Genomic DNA, 22,160 nt, shown 5'->3' on the forward strand with positions numbered 1-22,160 from the left:
CCGGTCCCCGGCGGCGTCGGCCCTATGACCATCGCCTGTCTGCTGGCCAACACCGTCACCGCCTGCTGCCGCGCCAACGGGTTGACCGAACCGGACGGGCTGACGGCGTAAGCCCCAAAACATCAGAAAAACAATAAACGGCCGGACACAGGGACGGCCGCCACATGGAGTATATGCAATGAAGAAATTCTGCCTGACCGTTACCTGCAGCACTGCGCGCGGCATCGTTGCCGCGATTTCCGGCTTTCTCGCCGAACATGGCTGCAACATCACCGACAGCTCGCAATTCGACGACGTGGGCACGGGCAATTTCTTTATGCGGATCAGTTTTGAATCCCAGGACGGGGCCGATCTGGCGAAGCTCAGGGCCGATTTCGCACCGATCGCCAAGAGCTTTGACATGACCAGCGCCTTTCATGACGAGGCCGAAAAGATGAAGGTGGTCATCATGGTGTCGCGCTTCGGGCATTGCCTGAACGATCTGCTGTACCGTGTAAAGATCGGGGCGCTGCCGGTGGAAATCGTGGCGGTGATCTCTAACCACATGGATTACCAGAAGGTTGTGGTAAACAACGACATTCCGTTCCACTGCATTCGCGTGACGCCGGAAAACAAACCCGAGGCCGAGGCGGCCATTATGAAAGTGGTCGAGGATGCCGGGGCGGAGCTGATCGTGCTGGCCCGTTACATGCAGATCCTGTCGGATGAGATGTGTCGCAAGATGTCGGGCCGCATCATCAATATCCACCATTCGTTTTTGCCGTCGTTCAAGGGCGCGAACCCGTATAAACAGGCCTTTGCCCGTGGCGTGAAGCTGATCGGGGCGACCTCGCATTACGTGACCAGCGATCTGGATGAGGGGCCGATCATCGAACAGGACGTTGTGCGCATCACCCATGCGCAAAGCCCTGATGATTTTGTCTCTCTCGGGCGTGATGTGGAAAGTCAGGTTTTGGCCCGCGCCATACATGCGCACGCAAATCATCGGGTTTTCCTGAATGGGAACAAGACGGTGGTGGTGCAGGCCTCTCCCGGCTCCTACAGCTCTGAACGCATGGGATAACCCGCGCGAGACTGAGTTCGCACAAAAATGCGGCATAGGTACTGGACGGGGCAAGGCGGATTGGTCTAATTGGTCCAAACCAGTCAGGACAGTGCCTTGCCCAGTCGCCCCACGCCACAGTCCGGCGCAAATTTGCCCGGATCTACAATCCGTTACGTGTTCGACACCCTGTCTACGCGGATTGTTACACAGGAATATGCCAGCGAAGAGCGGCTTCCGTCCGAGCGGCAGCTGGCGCAGGATCTTGGCGTGGCGCGCAACACGGTGCGCGAGGCGCTCGACCAGCTGGAGGCGCGCGGCATGATCCGGCGCCGCGCGGGGTCGGGGTCGTTCGTGACCTATGATCCAGAAGGCGCGACGGGGTCCACCTCTCCGGTGGCTGCCGATGTCGGCCCCCTGCAACTGCAAAGTGTGCGCGGCATTCTGGAACCCGAGATGATCCGCATCGCCATCGTCAACATGTCACCGCGCCAGATCGAAGCGCTGTCGGTCGTGCTGTCCAAGATGGAAGGCGTGCAGGGGGATGTGACCGGCTTTATGCGGCTGGAGGAAGAATTCCATCGTCTGATTGCCGAAGGCACGGGCAATCCGCTGCTGGTCGCCTGCTACAATCTGGTCCTTGACGCGCGGCGACAGGAATTCCGGTCTGCCATGTACCGGCGGCACCTGACACCCGCCCGCATGGCCGCCTATCAACGCGGCTACAACGGCCTGTTCAACGCCATCGCCGCCCGCGACATTGAAGAAGCCAGTGAGTTCATGAAGCTGGCCCTGATCGAAGATCAACGGATTTTGCTGCAAGAGGATTGATTGGATCAATCCGGTTTGCACCACCTTTGCGCCAGATCTCTTTCGCAGACCACCAACCCCGGAGCGCTTGTTGGCCAGCGAATCTGCTCATGCGAGGTCGGTCTGAAGGCCGCGCGTTTAGCGCCTTGCGCGCTTCATTCAACGCCCGCAGCGATTAATTTATGAACAAGCGCCACGTCACTGGGCCGCAATTTCCTTAAATCGACGTAAAAATATATTCCTCACAAGAAAAAAGTTTGACCGAAGATCGACCTGTCGGCTGAGGTTTGGCCATCAAGTGATCCAGTTGCCAAAATTGGTATGAACCAGAACAACAACGGCAACGGCGCGCTTGGGTGAAGTCATGCTCAGAACAGGGAGAACGACTTGGAACAGGATCTAACGTCCCTAGCCACCGCCGTTGCGGAGCTACAGGCGAGCGTCTCGGCCACGAACGGGACATTCGCTGAAACCTTTTACTACCTCACCATCCCGCTGATGGTGCTTATCCACGTCGGCTTTCTGGCCTACGAGATGGGTGCCTCGCGATCAAAGAACGCCTTGGCGTCGGGGATCAAGAACATCCTCGCCTTTGCGATGATCGTGCCATTTTTCTACTGCATCGGCTGGTGGATCTATTGGGCCTTCCCCACGGGTCTGACCCTGTCCGAAGGCGCCATGGGCATTTCCGGTCTGGCTTATGCCAACTCCATCGCCCTGCCATGGAGCGAATACATGGGACCGAACCTCGACGACCGCGCATCGGGCGTGTTCTGGGGGGCCTTTGTGCTGTTTGCCGCGACCACAGCGTCGATCATGTCCGGCGGCGTCATCGAACGCATCAAGCTGACAGGCTTTGTCGTTCTGGCAATCGTTCTGGGCGCCTTTGTCTGGATTTTGGCCGGGGCCTGGGGCTGGCATTCTGACGGCTGGCTGGTGACGAAATTCGGCTACCACGACTTCGGGGCGGCAGGGGTCGTTCATATGATCGCGGGCTTCTTCACCCTTGGCGTGTTGATCAACCTCGGGCCGCGTATCGGCAAGTTCAATGCCGATGGCAGCGCGAACCACATCGCGGGGCATTCCATGCCAATGACGCTGATCGGCCTGATGCTGATTATCGCAGGGTTCTGGGGCTTCTTGATGGGCTGCGTCATCGTTCCCGGCGAGGCCTGGTCCTGGAGCGCCACCATCGAAGGCACCATCTACGGCACGCCGATGACGATTTCGGGCATGACGTTCAATACGCTTATGGGCTTTGCCGGTGGCATCATCGGCGCGTGGATGGTCACACGTGATCCGTTCTGGATGATGTCCGGCGCGCTTGGCGGCATCATCTCCTGCGCGGCGGGTCTGGACCTGTGGTACCCGCCCATGGCCTTTGTGATCGGCTTTATCGGGGCCTCGGCCATGCCGTTTGTCGCAAGCTTTGTGGAAAAGCGCGGTGTTGACGACGCAGTAGGCGCGTTTGCCGTGCACGGTTTCCTGGGCATGTGGGGCGTTCTGGTCGTGGGCATTGCCGCTCAGGGCTATCCGGCGATGTTCGGCGAGGACGTGATCACCACTTCCTTCACCGGACAGCTTGTCGGCGCCATCGTGATGGGCCTGCTGGGCTTTGTCCCCGGCTATGCGGTCTCTTTCTTGCTGAAGGTGACAGGCCAGCTGCGGGTGCCGGAAGAGGCAGAGATCCTCGGTCTCGACGCGGTCAAGGTGCCGGCCAGCGCCTATCCCGAAGGGATGCGCGCCTCTGTCAGCCCTGCTGAATAACCCTCGGATACGAAAGGAAACATCATGGAAGCACCATTTGACGTAACCACTTGGGACGGCATCACCGGCGCCTTTTACACGGGCTACGGGTCGATCGAAGGGTTCTGGCTGATCGTATGTCTGGGATTGGTGGCTGCGGCTGTCACCTTTGGCTGGCGGCACGAGGAACACGCCTACAAGGCGACCAAGGGCAAATAAGCACCAAAGCTCCGGCGCCGCCAAGACGCGGCCCGGAGCACGCGGCCCCCGCATATCACAAACCAACCACGGGACAGGCCGCATACAATTGCGCACGACAGGAAGGATAAGACATGGTCACATCGTGGAGGTTCTCCGCCCTCGCAGACCGACACCGCGCCTTGGGCTCCGAGCTTGAGGACTGGAGCGGCATGGGCACGGCCTGGAGCTACGACAAGGATCAGAAAACAGAATATGAGGCCATCCGCACCAAGGCAGGTGTCATGGATGTCTCGGGCCTGAAGAAGGTCCATGTCGTCGGGCCGCATGCGCAATATGTGATCGACAAGGCCACAACCCGCAGCATCGAAAAGCTCAAACCCGGTCGGTCCACCTATGCCACCATGCTCAACGATCAGGGCAAGTTCGTGGACGATTGCGTGATCTACCGGATGGGGCCGCACAGCTTTATGGTGGTGCATGGCTCTGGCGCGGGACACGAGCAGCTGACCATGTATGCGGCGGGGCGCAATGTGGCGCTGCTGTTCGACGACGACCTGCACGACATTTCCTTTCAGGGCCCGCTGGCGGTGGATTATCTGGAAAAGCACGTCCCCGGCATTCGGGATGTGGTCTATTTCAGCCACATCCAGACGGTTCTGTTTGGCAAGCCTGTCATGATCTCGCGCACAGGCTACACCGGCGAACGCGGCTACGAGATCTTCTGCCGCCGTCAGGATGCGGGCGAGATCTGGGACACCATCGTGGCCGAAGGGGCGGACATGGGGATCGTGCCGACACGGTTTACCACGCTCGATTGGCTGCGCGCCGAAAGCTATCTGCTGTTCTTCCCATACGACAACTCAGAGATGTATCCCTTTGACAACGAAGGTCCGGGCGACACGCTTTGGGAGCTTGGTCTGGATTTCACCGTCTCACCCGGGAAAACCGGCTTTCGCGGGGCCGAAGAGCACTATCGCCTGCAAGGCAAGGAACGGTTCAAGATCTACGGCGTCAAGCTGGAGGGCACCTCGCCCGCGCCCGAAGGCGCCCCATTGTTCAAGGACGGGACGCAGGTCGGGATCGTCACGGTCGGGGTCTATTCCGAACTGAACGGCCACAACGTCGGGATTGCCCGCATGCCGGTCGAATGCGCGGTCGAAGGCACCGCCCTGAGTGTGGACATCGACGGCACACAGGTCCCCGCCATTGCCCATTCGATGCCGTTCTACGACGTCGACAAAAAGCGCCGTACCGCAAAAGGCTGATACCGCTTTAGGCGAAGATCGTTCCGGCAGGGCGTGTCTTGCCGGAACCCAAGGAAGACCACGGGAAACGCTATGTCCAACACCAAATTCTCCCCTTCGATAGACTCGCGACCCATCTATGCGGGGCTGACCCCCGGCGGCAGCGGCCCGGCCATCATGGTCGCGGATGAGGCGGGGGCTGCGGCCCTGACGGACCTGTTCGCCGCTGACCGGAGCATGCCCGCGCGCGCGCAGGTCATTCTGGTGGGGGCAGGGGACACCAGCCAATCCGCCTTGCGCAAACACGCCCCGGCCGGGCTGGCCTTGGCCGCTGATCTGGACACTGCCATCCCCGTTATGACACAGCTTTTGGCCACGGCGCATATGGGCACACGGATGTATCTGGCGGGCAGTGAGGGGCTGTTGGGCCGCGCCTCTGCCACAGCTCTGTCCGCTGGTCTGCCGCTTGATGCGATCGAGATGGAACATCGCGGCCCCATCGCGCGGCGTATGCAATGTGTACACTGCAAAGGCTTCACCGATGACGTGATCACGGACCCGTTTCGCTGTTCGCACTGCGGGCTGACCCTGTTTGTGCGTGACCATTTCTCGCGGCGTCTGGGCGCGTTTCAGGCGGTTTGCGTCGACGCCGAGACCCCCGGCATCGTCCCTGCCCCGCAGGAGATCCAGCCATGACCCATTTGAACCTGACCGTGACAGAGATCGAAACCCTGTCCCCCCTCGTCAAACGGTTCCGTTTTGAAGACCCGGACGGCGCGCCATTGCCCGCGTTCTCCGGCGGTGCCCATATCACGGTTGAAATGCCGATGGACGGGATCATCCGGCGCAACAGCTATTCGCTGATCTCGGACCCCAACGACGTCTCCGGGTATGAGATTGCCGTGCGCCGCGAGGATACCGGTCGGGGCGGGTCGCGCCACATGCACAGCGCTGTGACCGAAGGCAGCGCGGTCAAGGTCTCTGCCCCCGCCAATCTGTTCTCGCTCGATCTGCGGGCGCGCAAACATGTGCTGATCGCCGGGGGCATCGGCATCACCCCGTTCGTGTCGCAGCTTCGGCAGCTTGACGCTGTGCAACAGCCCTTCGAACTACACTACGCCGCGCGCAGCCGTGCAGAGGCCGCAGGCCTGAAACTGTTGCCGGAGACATCACAGATCCATATTCACATCTCCGAGGAAGGCTCACGGATGGATCTGGGCGCGATCCTGTCCAACCAGCCCCTTGGCACCCATGTCTACACCTGCGGCCCTGAAGGGTTGATTGCGGCTGTGGCCGATCAGACCGCACGGCTGGGCTGGCCCGCCACTGCAATCCACTCCGAAGCCTTTGCCGCGCCCCCGCCCGGCGCGCCCTTTGACGTGACCCTGCGCAGCAGCGGGAAAGCGGTGCATGTGAAGGCCGATCAAAGCCTGCTCGAAGCCTTGGAAGAGGCCCATGTGCCCATAGACTATTCGTGTCGAGGGGGCGCTTGCGGGCGCTGCGAGACTCGCGTGACCGCCTGTGACGGGCGCATCCAGCACAATGACCACTGGCTGTCCGAGACCGAACGCGCCGAGCAGAAAACCATCATGCCCTGCATGTCGCGTTTCAATGGCGCGCGGCTGGAACTGGATCTCTGAAGGAGACATCAGATGACCAAGCATTTTAACGACGAAACATTTCGCGGCGATTACACCTATCACAATTCGCCGGAGGCGATCCGCCGTTTTCCCTTTCCGTTTGACCAAGACAGCTACATGTATTCGGTCAATATCGAGCCGCACCCCGGTGGCCCGAAGGGCAGCCCGTTCGAGCACGCGTTTGACGTAGACGAACATTATGTCGCCGAGATGCAGGACCGCGCGATCACGCTTGCCGATGATCCGATGCGCTGCCAGTCGCTGCCGCACATGGAATTGGCCGGGTGGGATCTGCTGGAGCTGATCATGGTGTCCAAGGCGCGTGATTACCCGCAGTGGTTCAGCCTGACGCGCGATGGCGACCAGTGGCATTGGATCAACAAGCCGCTCGGCATCGAACAAAGGTTCACGTTCCTTGACAGCAGCACGCTGCCTTGCGGCCCGTTGGAGTACATCACCCGACAGGCGCAGGGGGATTTTGCACTTCTGCACGAACGGGAGGGCAACCTGTGGCTTGATGCCGGAATGATCACCTCGCAGGCGGATTGGTCGCTGGATTTTAATGTCGGCATGAACTTCTTTGAATGGCACGCGCCGGTGCCAAAGGCGCGATCCATGGGTGTTTTCGATAAAGCGCTGAAGTTTCTTCTGTCCGTCACGCAGGCGCAGGCCTACCGACGGCTGAACTGGACAATGACGGTCAACCCGCGCTTGGACACCTCGCCCGAGAACTATCACAAATGGGGGCCGGAAAAGCGGACCATCACGCCGGAGAACGTTGGCGAAAAGCAGTTTCTGCGCGTCGAGCTGCAGAATTTCTATCGGCTGCCTCGCTCTAACGCGATTGCCTTTCCGATCCGGTGCTATCTGTGCAACCTGAGGGATCTGGCGAGCCAGCCGAAATGGGGGCGGCGTCTGCATCGCGTGTTGCGCGACATCGACCCCGATCTGGCGGACTACAAAGGCTTTGCCGTGAACCAGCAGATGATCCTGTCCTATCTCGAACAATTCGATGATGGTGCGCCGACGTCGGCGGGGATTTTCCCCGATTGATACAGGCGGTGCGATGCGTGCCAATCCGTCGCAATCGACCCTTGATGCGGCGGTGCAGCATGCGCCGCGCACTGCCGCTGCGTGTAGCCTGACCCCGGGCGACATCCGGTGAGGGGCAGATGATCAACGTGCTATCAAGTGTTTGGGCGCTGCTGGTTGGCGTGGTATTTATCATGCTTGGCAATGGCATGCACTTTACCCTGATCGCGCTGCGCGGCGGGATCGAAGGGTTTTCCGCGACCGAGCTGGCCATCGTCACGTCGGGCTATTTCGTGGGCTTTCTGGCCGGTGCCACCCAGACGCCTGCCCTGATCCGCAAGGTGGGGCACGTTCGGGTCTTTGCGGCCTTGGGCAGCTTCATGTCCGCCGGCCTTATCGCCTTTACGCTGCTTGCGGAGCCATGGGCCTGGACCCTGTTGCGGATCATGGTCGGCTTTTGCATGTCGGGCATTTATGTGACCGCCGAAAGCTGGCTCAACGATGCGGCCACCAATGAAAACCGTGGCAAGATCCTGTCCGCCTATATGGTCGCGCAGACCTTGGGCATCATTGGCGCGCAGGGCTTGCTGACCTTGGGTGACGCGGCGACGGCGGCGCTGTTTATCGGCGCCTCGATCCTTGTGTCGGTGTCCTTTGGCCCGATCCTGTTGACCGTCACACCCGTTCCCGCAGCCGAGGTCACGCGGTCCATGCCGTTGCAGAGGCTGGCACGATCCGCCCCCTTGGGCACGGTCGGTATTTTCCTGCTGGGCAACGTCTATGCCACGCAGTCCGGTATGGGGGCGGTGTTTGGCACGCAGATCGGCCTGAGCACGGACCAGATTGTGCTGTTCATCGCGATGCTGTTCGCGGGCGCGCTGGTGCTGCAATATCCCGTGGGCTGGCTGTCGGACCGGATGGACCGTCGCATTCTGATTGCGGTGACCTCGGCCCTGGCGGTGTGTTTCTGTCTGGGCGGCTGGGCTGCGGGCGAAAACCAGTGGTTTTTGATGGGCGCCGCCTTCCTCAGCGGGGGTGTGACCACGCCGCTTTATGCGCTTTTGCTGGCCTACGCCAATGACAGTCTCGACCCGACAGAGATGCCCGCCGCTGCCGGGGGTTTGGTTCTGACCTTTGGCATCGGTGCCATTCTGGGGCCGCTGCTGACGGGATGGGCGATGGAGCATTTCGGCCCCTTCGCCTTTTGGGCCTACCTCGCGACCACCTTCGGGATGGTCACCACATACGCGCTGTACCGGATGACCCGCACCGAGGCCACGCCGGTCGAGGAGACCGACAGCTACATCGGTGTCCTGCCCACGGCATCGCCTATGGTGGTCGAAGCCGCCGGTGCATGGGCGGCAGAACAGGGGGAAGAAGGCCCTGCAAGCTGATAAATGGGTATGCAACTGACCTAAAGTCACGGAATCAATATCCCAATACAAAACCCGTCAAAATTTACAAATTTCCATTCATAAACAGTGATTTGTAAGATTCACAAAAAACACCCTCCCGCGATGTATCCAAGTTGATATACAAGTATAAGCAGTATCTTTGGGAGGAGATCACCGTGACACACCGAGCAACGGGCTTTGTTGGCCTGTGCGTCAGTGCGATGCTTGCATCGCAGGCTGCCGCGAACACCGCCTGTGACGCGTCAGATGCGCTGACGGTCATTTCGGCAACCGACGACGGCATGTATGATGACGTCTACGGGCCGCACAACATTATCGATGGCTCGACCGATCCGACCTCGCGCTGGTCGAACGAAAGCCTTGGCGCACCGAAAAGCGTCGTGCTGGATCTGGGGGCCGAACAGACGGTCAAGGGCCTGTCGATTGCGTGGTACAAGGGCAACGAACGCGCAACGCGCTTTACCGTAGACGCCTCTGTCGATGGCGAAAGCTACAGCCAGATCATCGCTGAGCAGCAATCCAGCGGCGAAACGCTGGATCTTGAAGCCTACGATATGGCACCGGTTCAGGCGCGCTATCTGCGGATCAACGGCAATGGCAACACCAGCAACGACTGGAACAGCATCACAGAGGCCGCCGTCACAGGCTGCGGCGTGGCCGTGGAAAAACCCGACCAGCCCGTGATCACCGAGAAGCTGGGCACCGGCATGTTCGGTCTTGATCCGGAGAAATCTCCGGGCGAGAATTTTGACCTGCTGGGATGGTATGTGACCACGCCTGCGGACGACGATGGCAACGGCATCTCCGACAGCGTCTATGAAAACGAGCTTGCGGCGGGCTGGACCGATCCGCGGTATTTCTACACCGACCCCGCCACAGGCGGCATGGTGTTCCGCGTCACACCGGCGGGGGCCAAAACCTCCAAGAACACCAGCTACACCCGCACCGAATTGCGCGGCATGCTGCGTCGGGGCGACTATTCGATCCAGACCCGTGTCGAGGGCGGTTACCCCAATAAAAACAACTGGGTCTTCTCCTCTGCGCCGTTGTCCGCGCAGGCCGCCTCTGCCGGTGTTGATGGCAAAATGACCGCCACTTTGGCCGTCAATCAGGTCACCCGCACGGGATCGGACAATCAGGTGGGCCGCGTTGTGATCGGCCAGATCCACGCCAAGAATGATGAACCGATCCGGCTGTATTACCGCAAGCTGCCGCAGAACAAATACGGCTCGATCTACTTTGCCCACGACCCCGAAGTCGGTAAGGAAACCTGGGTGAACGTCATCGGTGATCGCGGCAACCGCATTGCCAACCCTGACGATGGGATCGCGCTGGACGAGGTGTTCAGCTACGAGATCGAGGTGACCGGCGAGCCCGAGGGCGACCAGATCATCCCGATGCTGCACCTCAAGATCATCCGCGACGATGGTACCGAGGTTGTGGCCGAACCTTTTGACATGCGCGACAGCGGATTTTCGGTCGAAGACGAATTCATGTTCTTCAAGGCAGGCGCCTACACCGGCAACAACACCAGCCCAACACCGGAAACAGACTTTGACCGCGTGATCTTTTACAAGCTGGACGTCAGCCACGATCCCGCCCCGACAGACGGTCCGGCATTGGATATGAAGGCCGCTCCGGCTCCTGTCGTGGCAGAGGCCGAGCCTGCAAAAGCCGGCGTCGTCTTTGCCGATGATTTCGCGGACGGCGGGCGCGATGCCTCGGGCGAGATGGATGCAAATTGGTGGACGACCTCGACCAGCTCGGCCATCGAAATCGCACCCGGCAAGTTGGGCTTGGTGTCCGGCGGGTCGGGGCGCGGCATTCGCGGCACATTCACCCCCCAAGAGCTGTCGGTTGGTCAAACCCTGAAGGCGAGCTTTGATTTCACCACCCCTGCGACGCTGGGCACCGACCGAGACTCTGCCTTTCGGATCGGCTTGTTCGACACGCTTGGCCGTGCCGAGCTTGAGGGCGACCTGTCCGCTTCGTCGAAACAGCCCAACCCGGTCTACGATGGCCTGCCGGGCTACATGATGGATCTTGATGTTGGTCTGGCCAATCCGGACGCGGCGAATATTGGCATCCGCAAGCACAAGGATGACACCCAAGGGCGCCTGTTGGGGACGACCAAAGGGTACCAGAGCCTTGGCGAGGGCGGCGCCTCCTATCAGCTGGCCCCCGAGACTGCCTACAGCGGAAGCCTGTCGGTGGAGCGGCTGGCCGAGGGGCTGCGGATTTCCGGCAGTCTGAGCCAAGACGGCACTGTCTTGTCCGAATTCAGCCATCTCGACGAAGGCGCATCGCAGACGACCTTTGGCATGCTGGGCTTCCACGTGAACAGCAAAACCTTTGGCAGTTCTAAGACACCCGACGAGGCGGACAACGGCGTCGACTTTACCAAGGTCTCTGTCGAAATTCTGGAATAAGCTTTGACGCGAGACAGGGCAGGGCGGGGATATCTCCGCCCTGCCTGCCATTACACACAACCGTGACCTGAAACGACTTGGCTGCCGTTACGTGATCTGACTTACTGCCGCCGACACGAAAGGAAACTCCATGTCTCACACAGCCCCGCGCGTCGGCGCGCCCATCACCCCTTTGGACATCCCGCTTGCAGGCAAAGGCAAGACCACGACCGTGGGTGGCGACACCGGCCGTTGGACCATGCTGTTTGTCTATCGCGGCAAACATTGCCCGCGCTGCAAACGCTTTCTGAACAAGCTAGAGGCGATGTTGCCGGAGTGGCAGGCGCATATGGATGTGGTGGTCACCTCCGCCGATCCCGAAGACCGCGCGCTTGCCGATCAGGCCGAACACGGCTGGACCTTTGATCTGGGCTATGGGCTGACGGTGGATCAGATGCGCGACTTGGGTCTCTATGTCTCGAACCCGTTGTCAGAGGCCGAAACCGATGCGCCTTTTGCGGAGCCCGGCGCATTCGCGCTGCGGCCCGATGGGACGTTGATGCTGGTCGACATCTCGAACGGCCCTGCGGCCCGTCCCGATCTGGCAGAGCTTCTGGATGGCATGATTTTCAACATCACAAACGACCGTCCTGTTCGCGGCACCGCCTGACGCTCCCCCTGTGTTTTTTAACACTCTTGCCGTCAGGCATTAGCGATTTGTTAATCATTATACGCAAGGTTGTGGTCCACGCGCACCGGGCCTCAACCTTGTTTGTTTTCCGCGCCTGACGCTAGAAGATACGGCGCTTAGCGCGCGCCGACAAAGTGTATGAAAGCAAGGGTATGGGCTACACGAAAGAGGGCGCGCTGGATCTAGAGGCTTGTGAACGCGAGCCAATCCACAGCTTGGGTGCGATCCAACCGCCCTATGCCGCCGCCCTGTTTTGCCCCAAAACCAAGGCGATCACAGCCTTTAGCGCGAACTTGCCCGAGCTGACCGGTTTTTCAAAGCAAGCGTTATGCGACCTACAGGTCACCAAGCTTTTGACGCACTGGCCGGAGGCCTTTGACCGTCTGGGCCAGATGGATGTGGACGCCATTCCCGTTAAACTGGGCGCGGGTACAGAGTGTATGGCGTGGGTGCGCAGCCTCGGTGACAGCGTTGCCTTGGTGATCGACACCGAGCAGGCGGTATCGACGGTAAACGCAGGCTTCGCATCGGTTCTGCGGTTCAGCCGCGTGGTCGAACGTGCGCTGGAAACCGAAGAGCCGGATATCGGATTGCTTTGCGCCGATGTGGCGCAGACCGTGTATGGCATACTCGGGTTCGACCGCGTGATGGTCTATCAATTCGACACGGACTGGAACGGTCACGTCATTGCCGAACACGCAGCCCCACATGTAGACACCCATTTTCTGGGTCTGACCTTCCCGTCGTCGGACATCCCCAAGCCCGCGCGGGCGCTGTTTCTACGCAATCGGGTGCGCCCGTTGCCAGACGTGGACGCGACCCCAATCCCGTTGATCTGCTGTGATGGAAGCCCCGCCTCCGATCTGGACATCGGCACCTTGTCAGAGCGCGCGGTGTCCCCCATCCATCTGGAATACCTGCGCAACATGGGCGTGCGCGCGTCTTTGACCATTGCCGTGATCGTCGGGGGTAAGCTGTGGGGGCTTTTGGCCTGCCACCACCACAGCGGGCCGCGCCGTTTGGCGGCCTCCGATCTGGATTTGTGCCGCGTGCTGTGTGATCTGCTGTCCAACTGCCTGAGCACCCTGACAGAGCGCCGCAGCCGCAAATTCTCCGACGATGCGGAGACGCTCGCACGCGCCATGCGCCAGCGGGTCCGCGATATCGATCCGACCTGCGATCTCTCGACCGCTTTCGCCCCTTTTGAAAGCGAGATGCTGGATCTTTTGCAAGCAGACGGGGCGATTTGGCAGCGCGATACCACGCAGCTGCGATTTGGAACCGCGAAAAATACCAGCTTTGACGCTTTGATGGATACGCTGGCCCTGCGGGCCGAGGCAACCTCGGAGACCACGTTCCAGACAAACCATCTGACCGCGTATTTCCCCGATCTCGGCGACCCGATCCACGCGCTTTGCGCCGGTGTCAGCTACGCCTACAACGGGGATGAACCCGGCAGTCTGCTGGCGCTGCGTCCCCCGCAGGACCGGATGGAGACATGGGCGGGCGATCCGGCAAAACGGGCGAGTGCCACGGGGCGGCTGCGTCCGCGCAATTCCTTCGAGCTGTGGCAAGCGCGCACGAAAGACAAATCCGCCCCTTGGGATGAGGCGCAAACCAACCGGACAATCATCGTAAAAACAATGCTGTCCGAGATCGTATGGATCCTGCGACAGCGCCGCTCGGAGCTTGAGGCGCATAACGCGCGCATCACCGCAGAGGCCGCGCGCCAAGAGATGGAACATAACGCGCTTCACGACGCGCTGACCGGCCTTCCGAACCGCTGGTACCTGAACCGTCACCTTCAACAAGTGGCTGAAATAAATGCCGATCCTTCGGCCTACGTCGCCGCCCTGCATATCGATCTGGATCGGTTCAAATCAATCAATGACCGGTTCGGGCATGCCGTCGGGGATGCGGTTTTGCGCCATGTGGCCAATCGCTTGAACGTCGTGAAGCGCGCCGAGGATTTTGCGGCCCGCCTTGGTGGAGACGAGTTCGTCATCATCGCCCATAATACCCCTGACCGTGAGGATCTGGAAAGGCTGTGCGCCGACATCATCGGCGATCTGGCCCGCCCGTTTGAGATCAAACATCAAATCTTTGAGGTCGGGGCCAGCATCGGGGTGGATTGCGCGGCTCTGTCCGGTCTGGACCGCGATGCGCTGCTCGCGCGGGCGGACACCGCGATGTACGAAAGCAAGCGCAACGGGCGGGGGCAGGTTTCCTTTGTCTCGGAGCGGATGGCACAGCTACAGTCCGAAAAAAACCAGCTTGCCGATGATATTCTTATCGGACTGAAGCAACAGCAGTTCCAGTTCTTTTTTCAACTTCAATATGATGCGGTGACCCGCAATGTGGTTGGCGCCGAGGCGTTGATCCGGTGGGATCACCCCACGCGCGGCTTAATGCCCCCCATGAGTTTTCTGCCATTGGCGGTCGAGATCGGCGCCATGGGCGCGTTAGATGCGCTTGCGGTCGACGCAGCTGTCGCTGCGCGCCAGATGTGGCAGGATGCGGGTTTCTATGTGCCGAAGGTCAGCGTCAATATCTCGGCGCAACGTCTTGCGGAAATGGACGTCTCGGCCCTGATAAAACGGTACCCTCATCTTGGGGATATCATCAGTTTTGAATTGCTCGAAGTGTTGGATTTAAACGAGATCGACGAGACCAGCGTGGCAAACATCGAACGGGCAAGGGCGCAAGGCATCAGTCTGGAGATCGACGATTTCGGTACGGGACACACGTCAATCCTTGGTCTGATCCGGTTGAAGCCGAACCGTATCAAGATCGACAAGAATCTGGTGATCCCTGCGGTGCAAAGCGCCACCGCGCGCGAGGTCGTCCGGTCTATCGTGGCAATCGCACGCAGCCTTAACATTGGCATCACCGCCGAAGGTGTCGAGACCGAAGCCCATGCCTCGCTGATGCAAAGGCTGGGCTGCGATACCCTACAGGGATATGGCCTGGCCGTACCGATGAACGCCGACCGTGTGATCACTCACATGCAGCATGGCGCGAACAGGGCGGTGTCCTAACCTATTCGGCCAAGCCAATTGCCTGCCATGCGGCGCTGGCGCGGGCGATGTGCGTGTCGCCCCATGTCTTTATCTCGATGACGAAGCCATCCGTCGTGATCTCTGTCGCGTTCATGGCGAAGCGCAGGTTTTGATCATGGGCAGCGTCGATCCCGGACAGGCCGACGGTCACATTGGGCGCCTGTGAAAATGCGCGCTGGAACAGGACCGGGATATGCAGACTGCGATCACCTTCACCGGTCCACATGGGCAAGCCCTGGTCGACGTGATTAAACAACTCTCCAGCGCCGCTGATAACCAAAAGGCCATCCAGCTGGAGGAAGGTCTGATCGAAATTATTGCTCTTGCTACCGGTCATGTACGCCACGTTCTGCAACCCTGCCGTTGCACTTTACCACATCCAAACCGAAAGTATACACAACCAAAAGTTGAAAATTTAGTAGATCAATATCTTGGATATATCTTTCCGACGCGTGACGCACACATACGTGTGCGTCAGGCATGTTCAACTACGACTTTAGTACAAGTGCCTGTATAAAAAGACATTATGATCATGATTAAACGGTTCGCCATTTAAGTGACGCGAGTTGCGCGTCGCGGAAAGGCGTATTTTGGCTGTGGGTATCTTTTTCTGGCCTGTATCTCAGAATACCTCGGAACGGGAGTTGAGTTTCGCAAAGGTTGTGCGCTAGATAGAGGAACGCGGAAGAACATCGAAAGGTACGATCACAGATGGGGAACATCCTCCAAACGGCATTCGTGCAATCTGCCTCTGGTTCAGCGTTAACCAATGTTCACGAGTTCAAGACAGACTGCTGGGACGAGTTATCTGACTGGGCCAACAAGCTGTTCGCCCCGTCGCGTGTTGTCTACACCGGCAAAGCCGCCGAGATGCGCGCGCAGGCAAATGCGATCCACCTCGGTCGCATGGTCATTTCGCGCGCCTCGTACGGCACCGCAATCAACGCCTTTAACGAGGAAGGCGGCCTGCGTCATACCGTGGTCTCGACGACGCTGGTCGGCAGCGCACAGCACACCTGCGATTCCGGCCGCCTGAGTGCGGTTGCCCGTCCGGGCGAGGCGATTATCCTGCGCGGATCCACCACATCGCAAACCGCAGATCTGAGCCATGATTGCGTGCGCTTGAATGTGTCCATCGCGCCGGATCTGATGAATGATGTCTGTCAGGAATGGTTCGGCCGCCCCCTGGACGATTACAAAATGCCCGCCATGATGAAAATCAACGGTCAGGAAACCGGCTGGCTGACATTGTTGAAGTACGTCCTGCACCAGATCGGCGAGGCACCCGACCAATGGACGCTTGACCGGCTAGGGCGGCTTTTGAAGCATACGGTCTGCTCTCACATCCTGATCGAGATGTTCAATCACGCTGGCCGGGATCTCGGCGCGGGGGCGAGCTCGATCGCGCCGCGTATCGTACGTCAGGCAGAGGCCTACATGATCGAACATGTGGCCGACGCCCCGTCCCTGGTCGAGGTCGCCAAAGCCGCCGAATGCAGCGTGCGCAACCTGACGCAGACGTTTAAATCCTTCCGCGGGTATACGGTCAACCAATTCATGACGGAGCAACGCCTGACGGCTATTCGCCGCGAGCTATTGTCCTGCGGCGGTGATCGCACGATCAGCGAAATCGCCAGAAGCTATGGGTATATCCATATGGGCGAATTTGCGAAGCGATATAAAAACCGATTCGACGAATTGCCCTCGGATACGATTAAATCATAATTAACCTTTAATTAACTATTTCGCGCATCGCCCACGACGGCGAGCGATACCTATTGCCGGATTCCGATATTCCTTTCTAAAGGATACCAATGATTGGTATCGCAAATTGGCGTTCCCTATCGGAAAAGGGAGAAAACAAACGCAAACAACTGTTTCCATTTTTACAAGTTGCTTAATCGGATATTTACCCTCACCATTCGGATAGGTTTTTAAGGCAAGCACACGATTCCCGAGAATCCCGTCTGCCGCGGACCACAGAAATTGCGCCCGATGATATGTGGAGAATCCAATGCCCGACTATTCAGTAACAAACGTTTACAAAGTAGATGCGTCCCTTTTGGATGCAGACCTGGGCGCGATCCTTCAAGTTTCAGTATTGAACTCCGGACAGCAATACAGCGGAACATTTTCGGATAATGACGGGGCGCTATCCTCTTCGGATACGGGCGAAACTACTTTCACATTTTCTTCTACCGGCGAAACCTATCCGATCACTTATATCGGCTCAGGGCAGGCAACAGCGCTGTCGCTTTTGGGCCTGGGTTTGTTCCCCCGTCAAATCGCCGCGTTTGAGGTGGAGGGCGAGACCTACATCTACGCCCCCCAAGGCTTGCCGCCGCTCAGCGGCTTGCTCATGAACATCAGTATCACTGGCGATGCGGCTGTGGCTTTTGCTCGCGACGGCAAGGTCGACGGCACCGAAGCTGACGATGTGATGAACGTGGGCTACACCGACGCACAAGGTGACCAGATCACAAGTGGTGCTGACTCCATATACGGCTACGGCGGGAACGACGTCATCTCTGGGGGGGGCGGCAATGACACGATCTTTGGCGGCACCGGCAACGACTACATTCTCGGCGGGACGGGCAGTGATCGTCTGAACGGTGATGCCGGAAACGACACGCTGATCGGTGGGGATGGTAACGATACTATTTCCGGTGGCGGTGGCGACGATGTGATCAACGGCAGCGCCGGCAATGATCTGATGTACGGCGGCGACGGAAACGACGAGTTTCTAAGTGGTGGCGGCACAGGAAACGACACGGTTTACGCTGGTGAGGGCGATGACATCTGGCGCGCAGGTGACAGTCTGTCGGCCTCTGATGATGTCTATCTGCAGGGCGGCAATGACCTTGCCGAAATCGGCTACTATACTATTGCGCCCACTGAGGATCCCGACATTCTGGACGGCGGCGACGGTCAGGATACGCTGTCCTTCGATGCCTCGTCCGTTGATGGCTTTGCTCTCGGAGTGGATCTGAACGATGACGGGACAGCCACCGGCATTGGTTTCGGGTCGATCGTCACCAATTTCGAACATGTGCGCGGCAACTCCAGCAACAACAATATCAGCGGTAATATACTCGACAACGAACTGCTTGGCCTCGGCGGCAATGATACGCTGAACGGTGAAGGCGGTAACGATACGTTGGACGGCGGCGACGGCAATGACCTGATCACCGGCGGTGACGGCAACGACCTGATCACCGGCGGGGCAGGGGCCGACACGATGTCCGGCGGGGCTGGGGATGACACGTTCTTCATCACCGATGCGGCGCAAGCGGCGGGTGACAGCATCAGTGGCGGCACCGGGCCGGACGACACGCTGGATTATGACGTTCTGGACCTGACCGGCTCTGGGCCGCGCACCATCAATGCCGTCGAAGACCCCGACGACAGTGGGGCCTTTCGCGGAACGGTCACCTTTGAAACCGGCGCTGTTCTGCAGTTCAGCGGGATCGAGAACATTATCTGTTTCGGGCGCGGCACCCAGATCACGACCAACACCGGACAGAAGGCCGTCGAAACTCTGGAAGTGGGTGATCTGGTCGCGACGGTCGATCACGGCATGCAACCGATCCGCTGGATCGGCAGCACCAAGCTCAGTCCCGAGGATCTGGCGGCGAAACCCAAGCTTGCGCCTATTCGCATTCGCGCAGGAGCGCTTGGGGATGGCTTGCCGCTGCAGGATCTTTGGGTGTCGCGCCAGCATCGGGTTCTGCTGCGCTCCAAGATCGCAGATCGCATGTTCGGAAATCCCGAAGTCCTGGTACCGGCGGTGAAGCTGCAGGGCATCGAAGGAATTGACATCGATTACGAGGCGACAGACGTGGAGTATTTCCATATCCTGTTTGACCGTCACGAAGTCGTCTTTTCAAATGGCGCGGCAACAGAAAGCCTATTTACCGGACCGGAAGCCATGAAATCTGTTTCCGCAGAAGCCCGCGAAGAAATTTTGGAGCTGTTTCCCGATATCGCGTCCGAACATTGCATCCGGCAACCGGGGCGCCCTATTCCCGAAACAGGAAAGATGATCAATCAACTTTTGTTTCGTCATAAGAAGAATAACAAGCCGTTATATTCCGAAGCACTGTAAACTACACGCGCTGTAATTCGATCAAACCCAAGCAAGGGAGCCGATATGTCCGCACAAGACCATTTCGCAGATATTCCCGCCAGCGGTTGGGGCGTACGGAAAAACAAACCCGCGCCGAAATCTTTCGACTGGGACTATAAGATGGAGTTCGAGGCAACTCGGTCTTCTGAAGATTTCAAAGATGACATTCGCCCAAGCAGTGGTCTTTGGCTGGTGCCAGTCTTTATGGCGGGCATGTGCTTTTGGGGTGTGATCCTGAAGTGGGTCTTCTTCTGATATAGCGGTTTTGAGTTCGGCAAGGGGATGTCGCGATGACCCAATTCAGCAATGTCTGTGCAGATGTCGGCATCGTCGACTCCGTCGAGTTGTACACAAGGGCGGGCAGTTTGCCGGCCAGCCATTTGTATGCGGGCGACGAGATTATCAGCCGCGATGCAGGCTTTGCCAGGGTGCAACGCATTTCAACCTCGCAGGGCCGAAGGCGGCTGGTGCGTGTTGAGCGCGGCGCTTTCGGCAATGGTGTGCCACATAGCGATACGCTTCTGGCCGAAGACCAGCTTGTTCATGTGCCCGGACCGCTGACCAAATCCGGCCATCTTGCTAACAGTTTGCAATGTCGTGCCGTCGATCTGGTCGACGCTGGGCTGGCCACACACGAAGAGATCTGTGATGTGCGTCTGGTGCACATATACTGCGGCGGACCAAAGATACTCTATTGCAATGGGCTGGAAATCATCGGTGGCGATGCGATCATACCGGAACGCAGACGGCAGTTTTCCCGGTGACGTGATGGGTCGGTGAACTCACGGTGAAGCGCAATTCCTGATATGTCTTTCTATTCCAATCGGTTCTGGATTTCCATCAGCTTAGCCTCGAAGACTTCCGCAGGCGTTCGGTAACCAAGACATTTGCGAGGGGTGGAATTGAGGCGCTGACAGATCGACCTCAAATATCGATTTGTCAGCGCCGTTGGGTCGGTTGATCGGGGTAGATATTTCCGCAGCCTGCTGTTGGTGTTTTCGACGGTGCCCTTCTGATACGGCGCTTGCGGGTCACAGAACCACGCGTCCGCTCCGAGCCCGGCCTTCAGATGTTTCCAGGCCGAGAACTCGGTGCCGCGGTCAAAGGTGATCGACTGGCGTGCATCGGCGGGTAGGGGAGTCAAGCCCTGGATCAGCGCCTCCATGATCGGTTTGGACTGACGATCTTCGTTGCGCATCACCACAGTTAACCGGCTGACGCGTTCGACAAGGGATGTGACATTCGCCTTGCCATGCTCCTTGCGGAACATCATCAGATCGCACTCCCAGTGGCCGAAAACAGCGCGCTCTGCGACGGCTTCAGGCCTATGTGACAAGCTCTGCGTATCAAAGATGTGGCCACGCTGATGGCGTCGATACCCTCGTGGCCTGCGACGACGACGATGTTCGGGCAGATGCCGGTAGAACTGTTCGTCGCGGCCATCCTTGGAATAAGCAAACCGATAGATCGTCCTCCTCTCGGGATATCGCGTGCCGCGATACCCTGCCGGGCTGCGCGTGGCTCACGCGGATCGGATGGCGTTCGAGCCGCATGCGTCCGGCTATCTGTTCCGGCGACCAGCCAGCCTTTAGTCGGTCTTCGATAGCTTCCTTCAATTCAGGGTGAACGATCATCTTGCGATGGATGGCGCGGCGCTTTTCGTACATGCCTTGGGCGTTCATCGCATAGTAGCCATTCAGCTCGGGCAGTTCCTTGTCAGTAAAGAAATTCCTGTTCAGTTCGCGGTAAATCGTTGAGGGCGCTCGACCCAGCCGATCCACAATCTCAGGGATGGGCATCCTGGCTTCTCGCCACTTGGCAATCTTGATGCGTTCCTGGAAACTCAGGTGAGGGAAGCAGCGTCCCATTGGCGATCCTCCGTACAACATTCTGTTTCGATACAGAATTTGCACTTCGTTTGTGAATCCACCCGGCTACATGTTGCCTGCGTGATAATCAACATTATGTAAAGAAATAGCCACGTTGGCCTTGGGCTTCATTCCGTTTAAACACGGGAGCACCGCCGCTCAGGAGCCCAGCCATGCACACAATCCCGCCCATCCTTGACGGCGACTTCCGGTTTTTTGCGTTGGACGTGGAGACCGCGAACACACAACGCGGGTCAATCTGCCAGCTTGGCATCGCGGGCGTGCGTCACGACAACACGATTGAGACATGGACGAGCTACGTCGATCCGCAGACGGATGACTGGTCCTGTACCCACATCCACGGCATCACCGGCGATCATGTTCTGGGCGCGCCCTTGATTGCCGATGTGTTGGACCTGTGGGATGCGCCCTTGATGGGCGCGGTGATTTACCAGCACTCCGGCTTTGACAAAGCCGCCATTGTCGCCGCGTGCCGGACCTATCAACGCGATGCCCCGGACTGGACGTGGCGCGACAGCGTTCAGGTCGCGCGCAAGGCCTGGCCGGAGCTTAAGGGCAATGGCGGTCATGGTCTGGCCTCGTTGAAGCGGCATTTGAACCTGTCGTTCCGCCACCACGACGCTGGCGAAGATGCCCGCGCCGCAGCACAGGTTGTCTTGGCTGCCGAGGCGCACACCGGCGTGCCCCAGCCCGCGTGACGGCCCCAAAGAATGCTCAAAAATGCGTCGCTGCGCATTAACCAAGGGTCAGTCCAGCCTATCAAGCTGGATAACTTACGTTCGCCAAGGCACTGTTACTCCTGAACAAATGGCTCCGCAGCATTGCCCATGTGTGGAACGCATGTGCTCATGCAAGAT

The 22,160-nt window shown here is 59.0% G+C and carries 18 protein-coding genes and 2 pseudogenes; 18 read left to right on the forward strand and 2 right to left on the reverse strand.

Annotation, left to right across the window (positions count from 1 at the left end):
* The 13 genes and pseudogenes from ACN5AZ_RS15795 to ACN5AZ_RS15855 form a co-directional block, all read left to right on the forward strand.
* Nucleotides 1–111, forward strand: a pseudogene (locus tag ACN5AZ_RS15795) (bifunctional methylenetetrahydrofolate dehydrogenase/methenyltetrahydrofolate cyclohydrolase); the annotation flags it as partial.
* 67 nt (nt 112–178) lie between these two features.
* Nucleotides 179–1,063 (forward strand): formyltetrahydrofolate deformylase, encoded by an 885-nt coding sequence (gene purU / locus ACN5AZ_RS15800; protein ID WP_419429869.1) that lies wholly within the window; start codon nt 179–181, stop codon nt 1,061–1,063.
* A 132-nt stretch (nt 1,064–1,195) separates the two neighbouring features.
* On the forward strand, nt 1,196–1,873 hold the full coding sequence (locus ACN5AZ_RS15805; RefSeq protein ID WP_419429870.1) for a FadR/GntR family transcriptional regulator: 678 nt from the start codon (nt 1,196–1,198) through the stop codon (nt 1,871–1,873).
* A gap of 366 nt (nt 1,874–2,239) precedes the next feature.
* Nucleotides 2,240–3,619 carry an ammonium transporter gene (locus ACN5AZ_RS15810; RefSeq protein ID WP_419429871.1) on the forward strand — a complete coding sequence of 460 codons (1,380 nt, stop codon included), beginning with the start codon at nt 2,240–2,242 and terminating at the stop codon, nt 3,617–3,619.
* 24 nt (nt 3,620–3,643) lie between these two features.
* Entirely contained in the window at nt 3,644–3,817 is a 174-nt protein-coding gene (locus tag ACN5AZ_RS15815) for a hypothetical protein (RefSeq protein WP_419429872.1), read from the forward strand.
* A 113-nt stretch (nt 3,818–3,930) separates the two neighbouring features.
* Entirely contained in the window at nt 3,931–5,064 is a 1,134-nt protein-coding gene (locus ACN5AZ_RS15820) for an aminomethyltransferase family protein (protein ID WP_419429873.1), read from the forward strand.
* 72 nt (nt 5,065–5,136) lie between these two features.
* Nucleotides 5,137–5,739, forward strand: a complete 603-nt coding sequence (locus tag ACN5AZ_RS15825; protein WP_419429874.1) for a dimethylamine monooxygenase subunit DmmA family protein — start codon at nt 5,137–5,139, stop codon at nt 5,737–5,739.
* Nucleotides 5,736–6,683, forward strand: a complete 948-nt coding sequence (locus ACN5AZ_RS15830) for a PDR/VanB family oxidoreductase (protein WP_419429875.1) — start codon at nt 5,736–5,738, stop codon at nt 6,681–6,683. Before ACN5AZ_RS15825 ends, ACN5AZ_RS15830 begins: the two co-directional genes overlap by 4 nt.
* Before the next feature lie 12 nt (nt 6,684–6,695).
* The gene (locus ACN5AZ_RS15835) at nt 6,696–7,736 is read left to right on the forward strand and encodes a heme-dependent oxidative N-demethylase family protein (protein ID WP_419429876.1); all 1,041 of its coding nucleotides are present in this window, start codon (nt 6,696–6,698) and stop codon (nt 7,734–7,736) included.
* 119 nt (nt 7,737–7,855) lie between these two features.
* Nucleotides 7,856–9,109, forward strand: a complete 1,254-nt coding sequence (locus ACN5AZ_RS15840; RefSeq protein WP_419429877.1) for an MFS transporter — start codon at nt 7,856–7,858, stop codon at nt 9,107–9,109.
* A 176-nt stretch (nt 9,110–9,285) separates the two neighbouring features.
* Complete coding sequence (locus ACN5AZ_RS15845; RefSeq protein WP_419429878.1) at nt 9,286–11,559, forward strand: polysaccharide lyase family 7 protein; 2,274 nt, start codon at nt 9,286–9,288, stop codon at nt 11,557–11,559.
* 130 nt (nt 11,560–11,689) lie between these two features.
* Nucleotides 11,690–12,208 (forward strand): redoxin domain-containing protein, encoded by a 519-nt coding sequence (locus ACN5AZ_RS15850; RefSeq protein ID WP_419429879.1) that lies wholly within the window; start codon nt 11,690–11,692, stop codon nt 12,206–12,208.
* 173 nt (nt 12,209–12,381) lie between these two features.
* The gene (locus ACN5AZ_RS15855) at nt 12,382–15,267 is read left to right on the forward strand and encodes an EAL domain-containing protein (RefSeq protein WP_419429880.1); all 2,886 of its coding nucleotides are present in this window, start codon (nt 12,382–12,384) and stop codon (nt 15,265–15,267) included.
* 1 nt (nt 15,268) lies between these two features.
* On the opposite strand, the gene ACN5AZ_RS15860 is transcribed toward ACN5AZ_RS15855, so the two are convergent.
* Nucleotides 15,269–15,625 (reverse strand): H-type lectin domain-containing protein, encoded by a 357-nt coding sequence (locus tag ACN5AZ_RS15860; RefSeq protein WP_419429881.1) that lies wholly within the window; start codon nt 15,623–15,625, stop codon nt 15,269–15,271.
* Between the two features lie 374 nt (nt 15,626–15,999).
* Between ACN5AZ_RS15860 and ACN5AZ_RS15865 the strand changes: the two genes are divergently transcribed.
* From ACN5AZ_RS15865 to ACN5AZ_RS15880, 4 genes are all read left to right on the forward strand, one after another.
* Nucleotides 16,000–17,013 carry an AraC family transcriptional regulator gene (locus tag ACN5AZ_RS15865; protein WP_419429882.1) on the forward strand — a complete coding sequence of 338 codons (1,014 nt, stop codon included), beginning with the start codon at nt 16,000–16,002 and terminating at the stop codon, nt 17,011–17,013.
* Nucleotides 17,014–17,557: 544 nt separating this feature from the next.
* Nucleotides 17,558–19,393, forward strand: a complete 1,836-nt coding sequence (locus ACN5AZ_RS15870) for a Hint domain-containing protein (RefSeq protein ID WP_419429883.1) — start codon at nt 17,558–17,560, stop codon at nt 19,391–19,393.
* Nucleotides 19,394–19,438: 45 nt separating this feature from the next.
* Entirely contained in the window at nt 19,439–19,669 is a 231-nt protein-coding gene (locus ACN5AZ_RS15875) for a hypothetical protein (protein WP_419429884.1), read from the forward strand.
* A 35-nt stretch (nt 19,670–19,704) separates the two neighbouring features.
* The gene (locus ACN5AZ_RS15880; protein WP_419429885.1) at nt 19,705–20,178 is read left to right on the forward strand and encodes a Hint domain-containing protein; all 474 of its coding nucleotides are present in this window, start codon (nt 19,705–19,707) and stop codon (nt 20,176–20,178) included.
* A gap of 50 nt (nt 20,179–20,228) precedes the next feature.
* Here ACN5AZ_RS15880 and ACN5AZ_RS15885 read toward each other — a convergent pair.
* Nucleotides 20,229–21,282: pseudogene (locus ACN5AZ_RS15885) on the reverse strand (IS30 family transposase).
* Nucleotides 21,283–21,455: 173 nt separating this feature from the next.
* On the opposite strand from ACN5AZ_RS15885, the gene ACN5AZ_RS15890 reads away from it, so the two are divergent.
* Nucleotides 21,456–22,001 (forward strand): exonuclease domain-containing protein, encoded by a 546-nt coding sequence (locus ACN5AZ_RS15890; RefSeq protein ID WP_419429886.1) that lies wholly within the window; start codon nt 21,456–21,458, stop codon nt 21,999–22,001.
* Nucleotides 22,002–22,160: the final 159 nt, after the last annotated feature.

It is taken from the genome of Sagittula sp. SSi028, assembly GCF_048553715.1.
In the GTDB taxonomy this organism is placed as follows: Bacteria; Pseudomonadota; Alphaproteobacteria; order Rhodobacterales; family Rhodobacteraceae; genus Sagittula.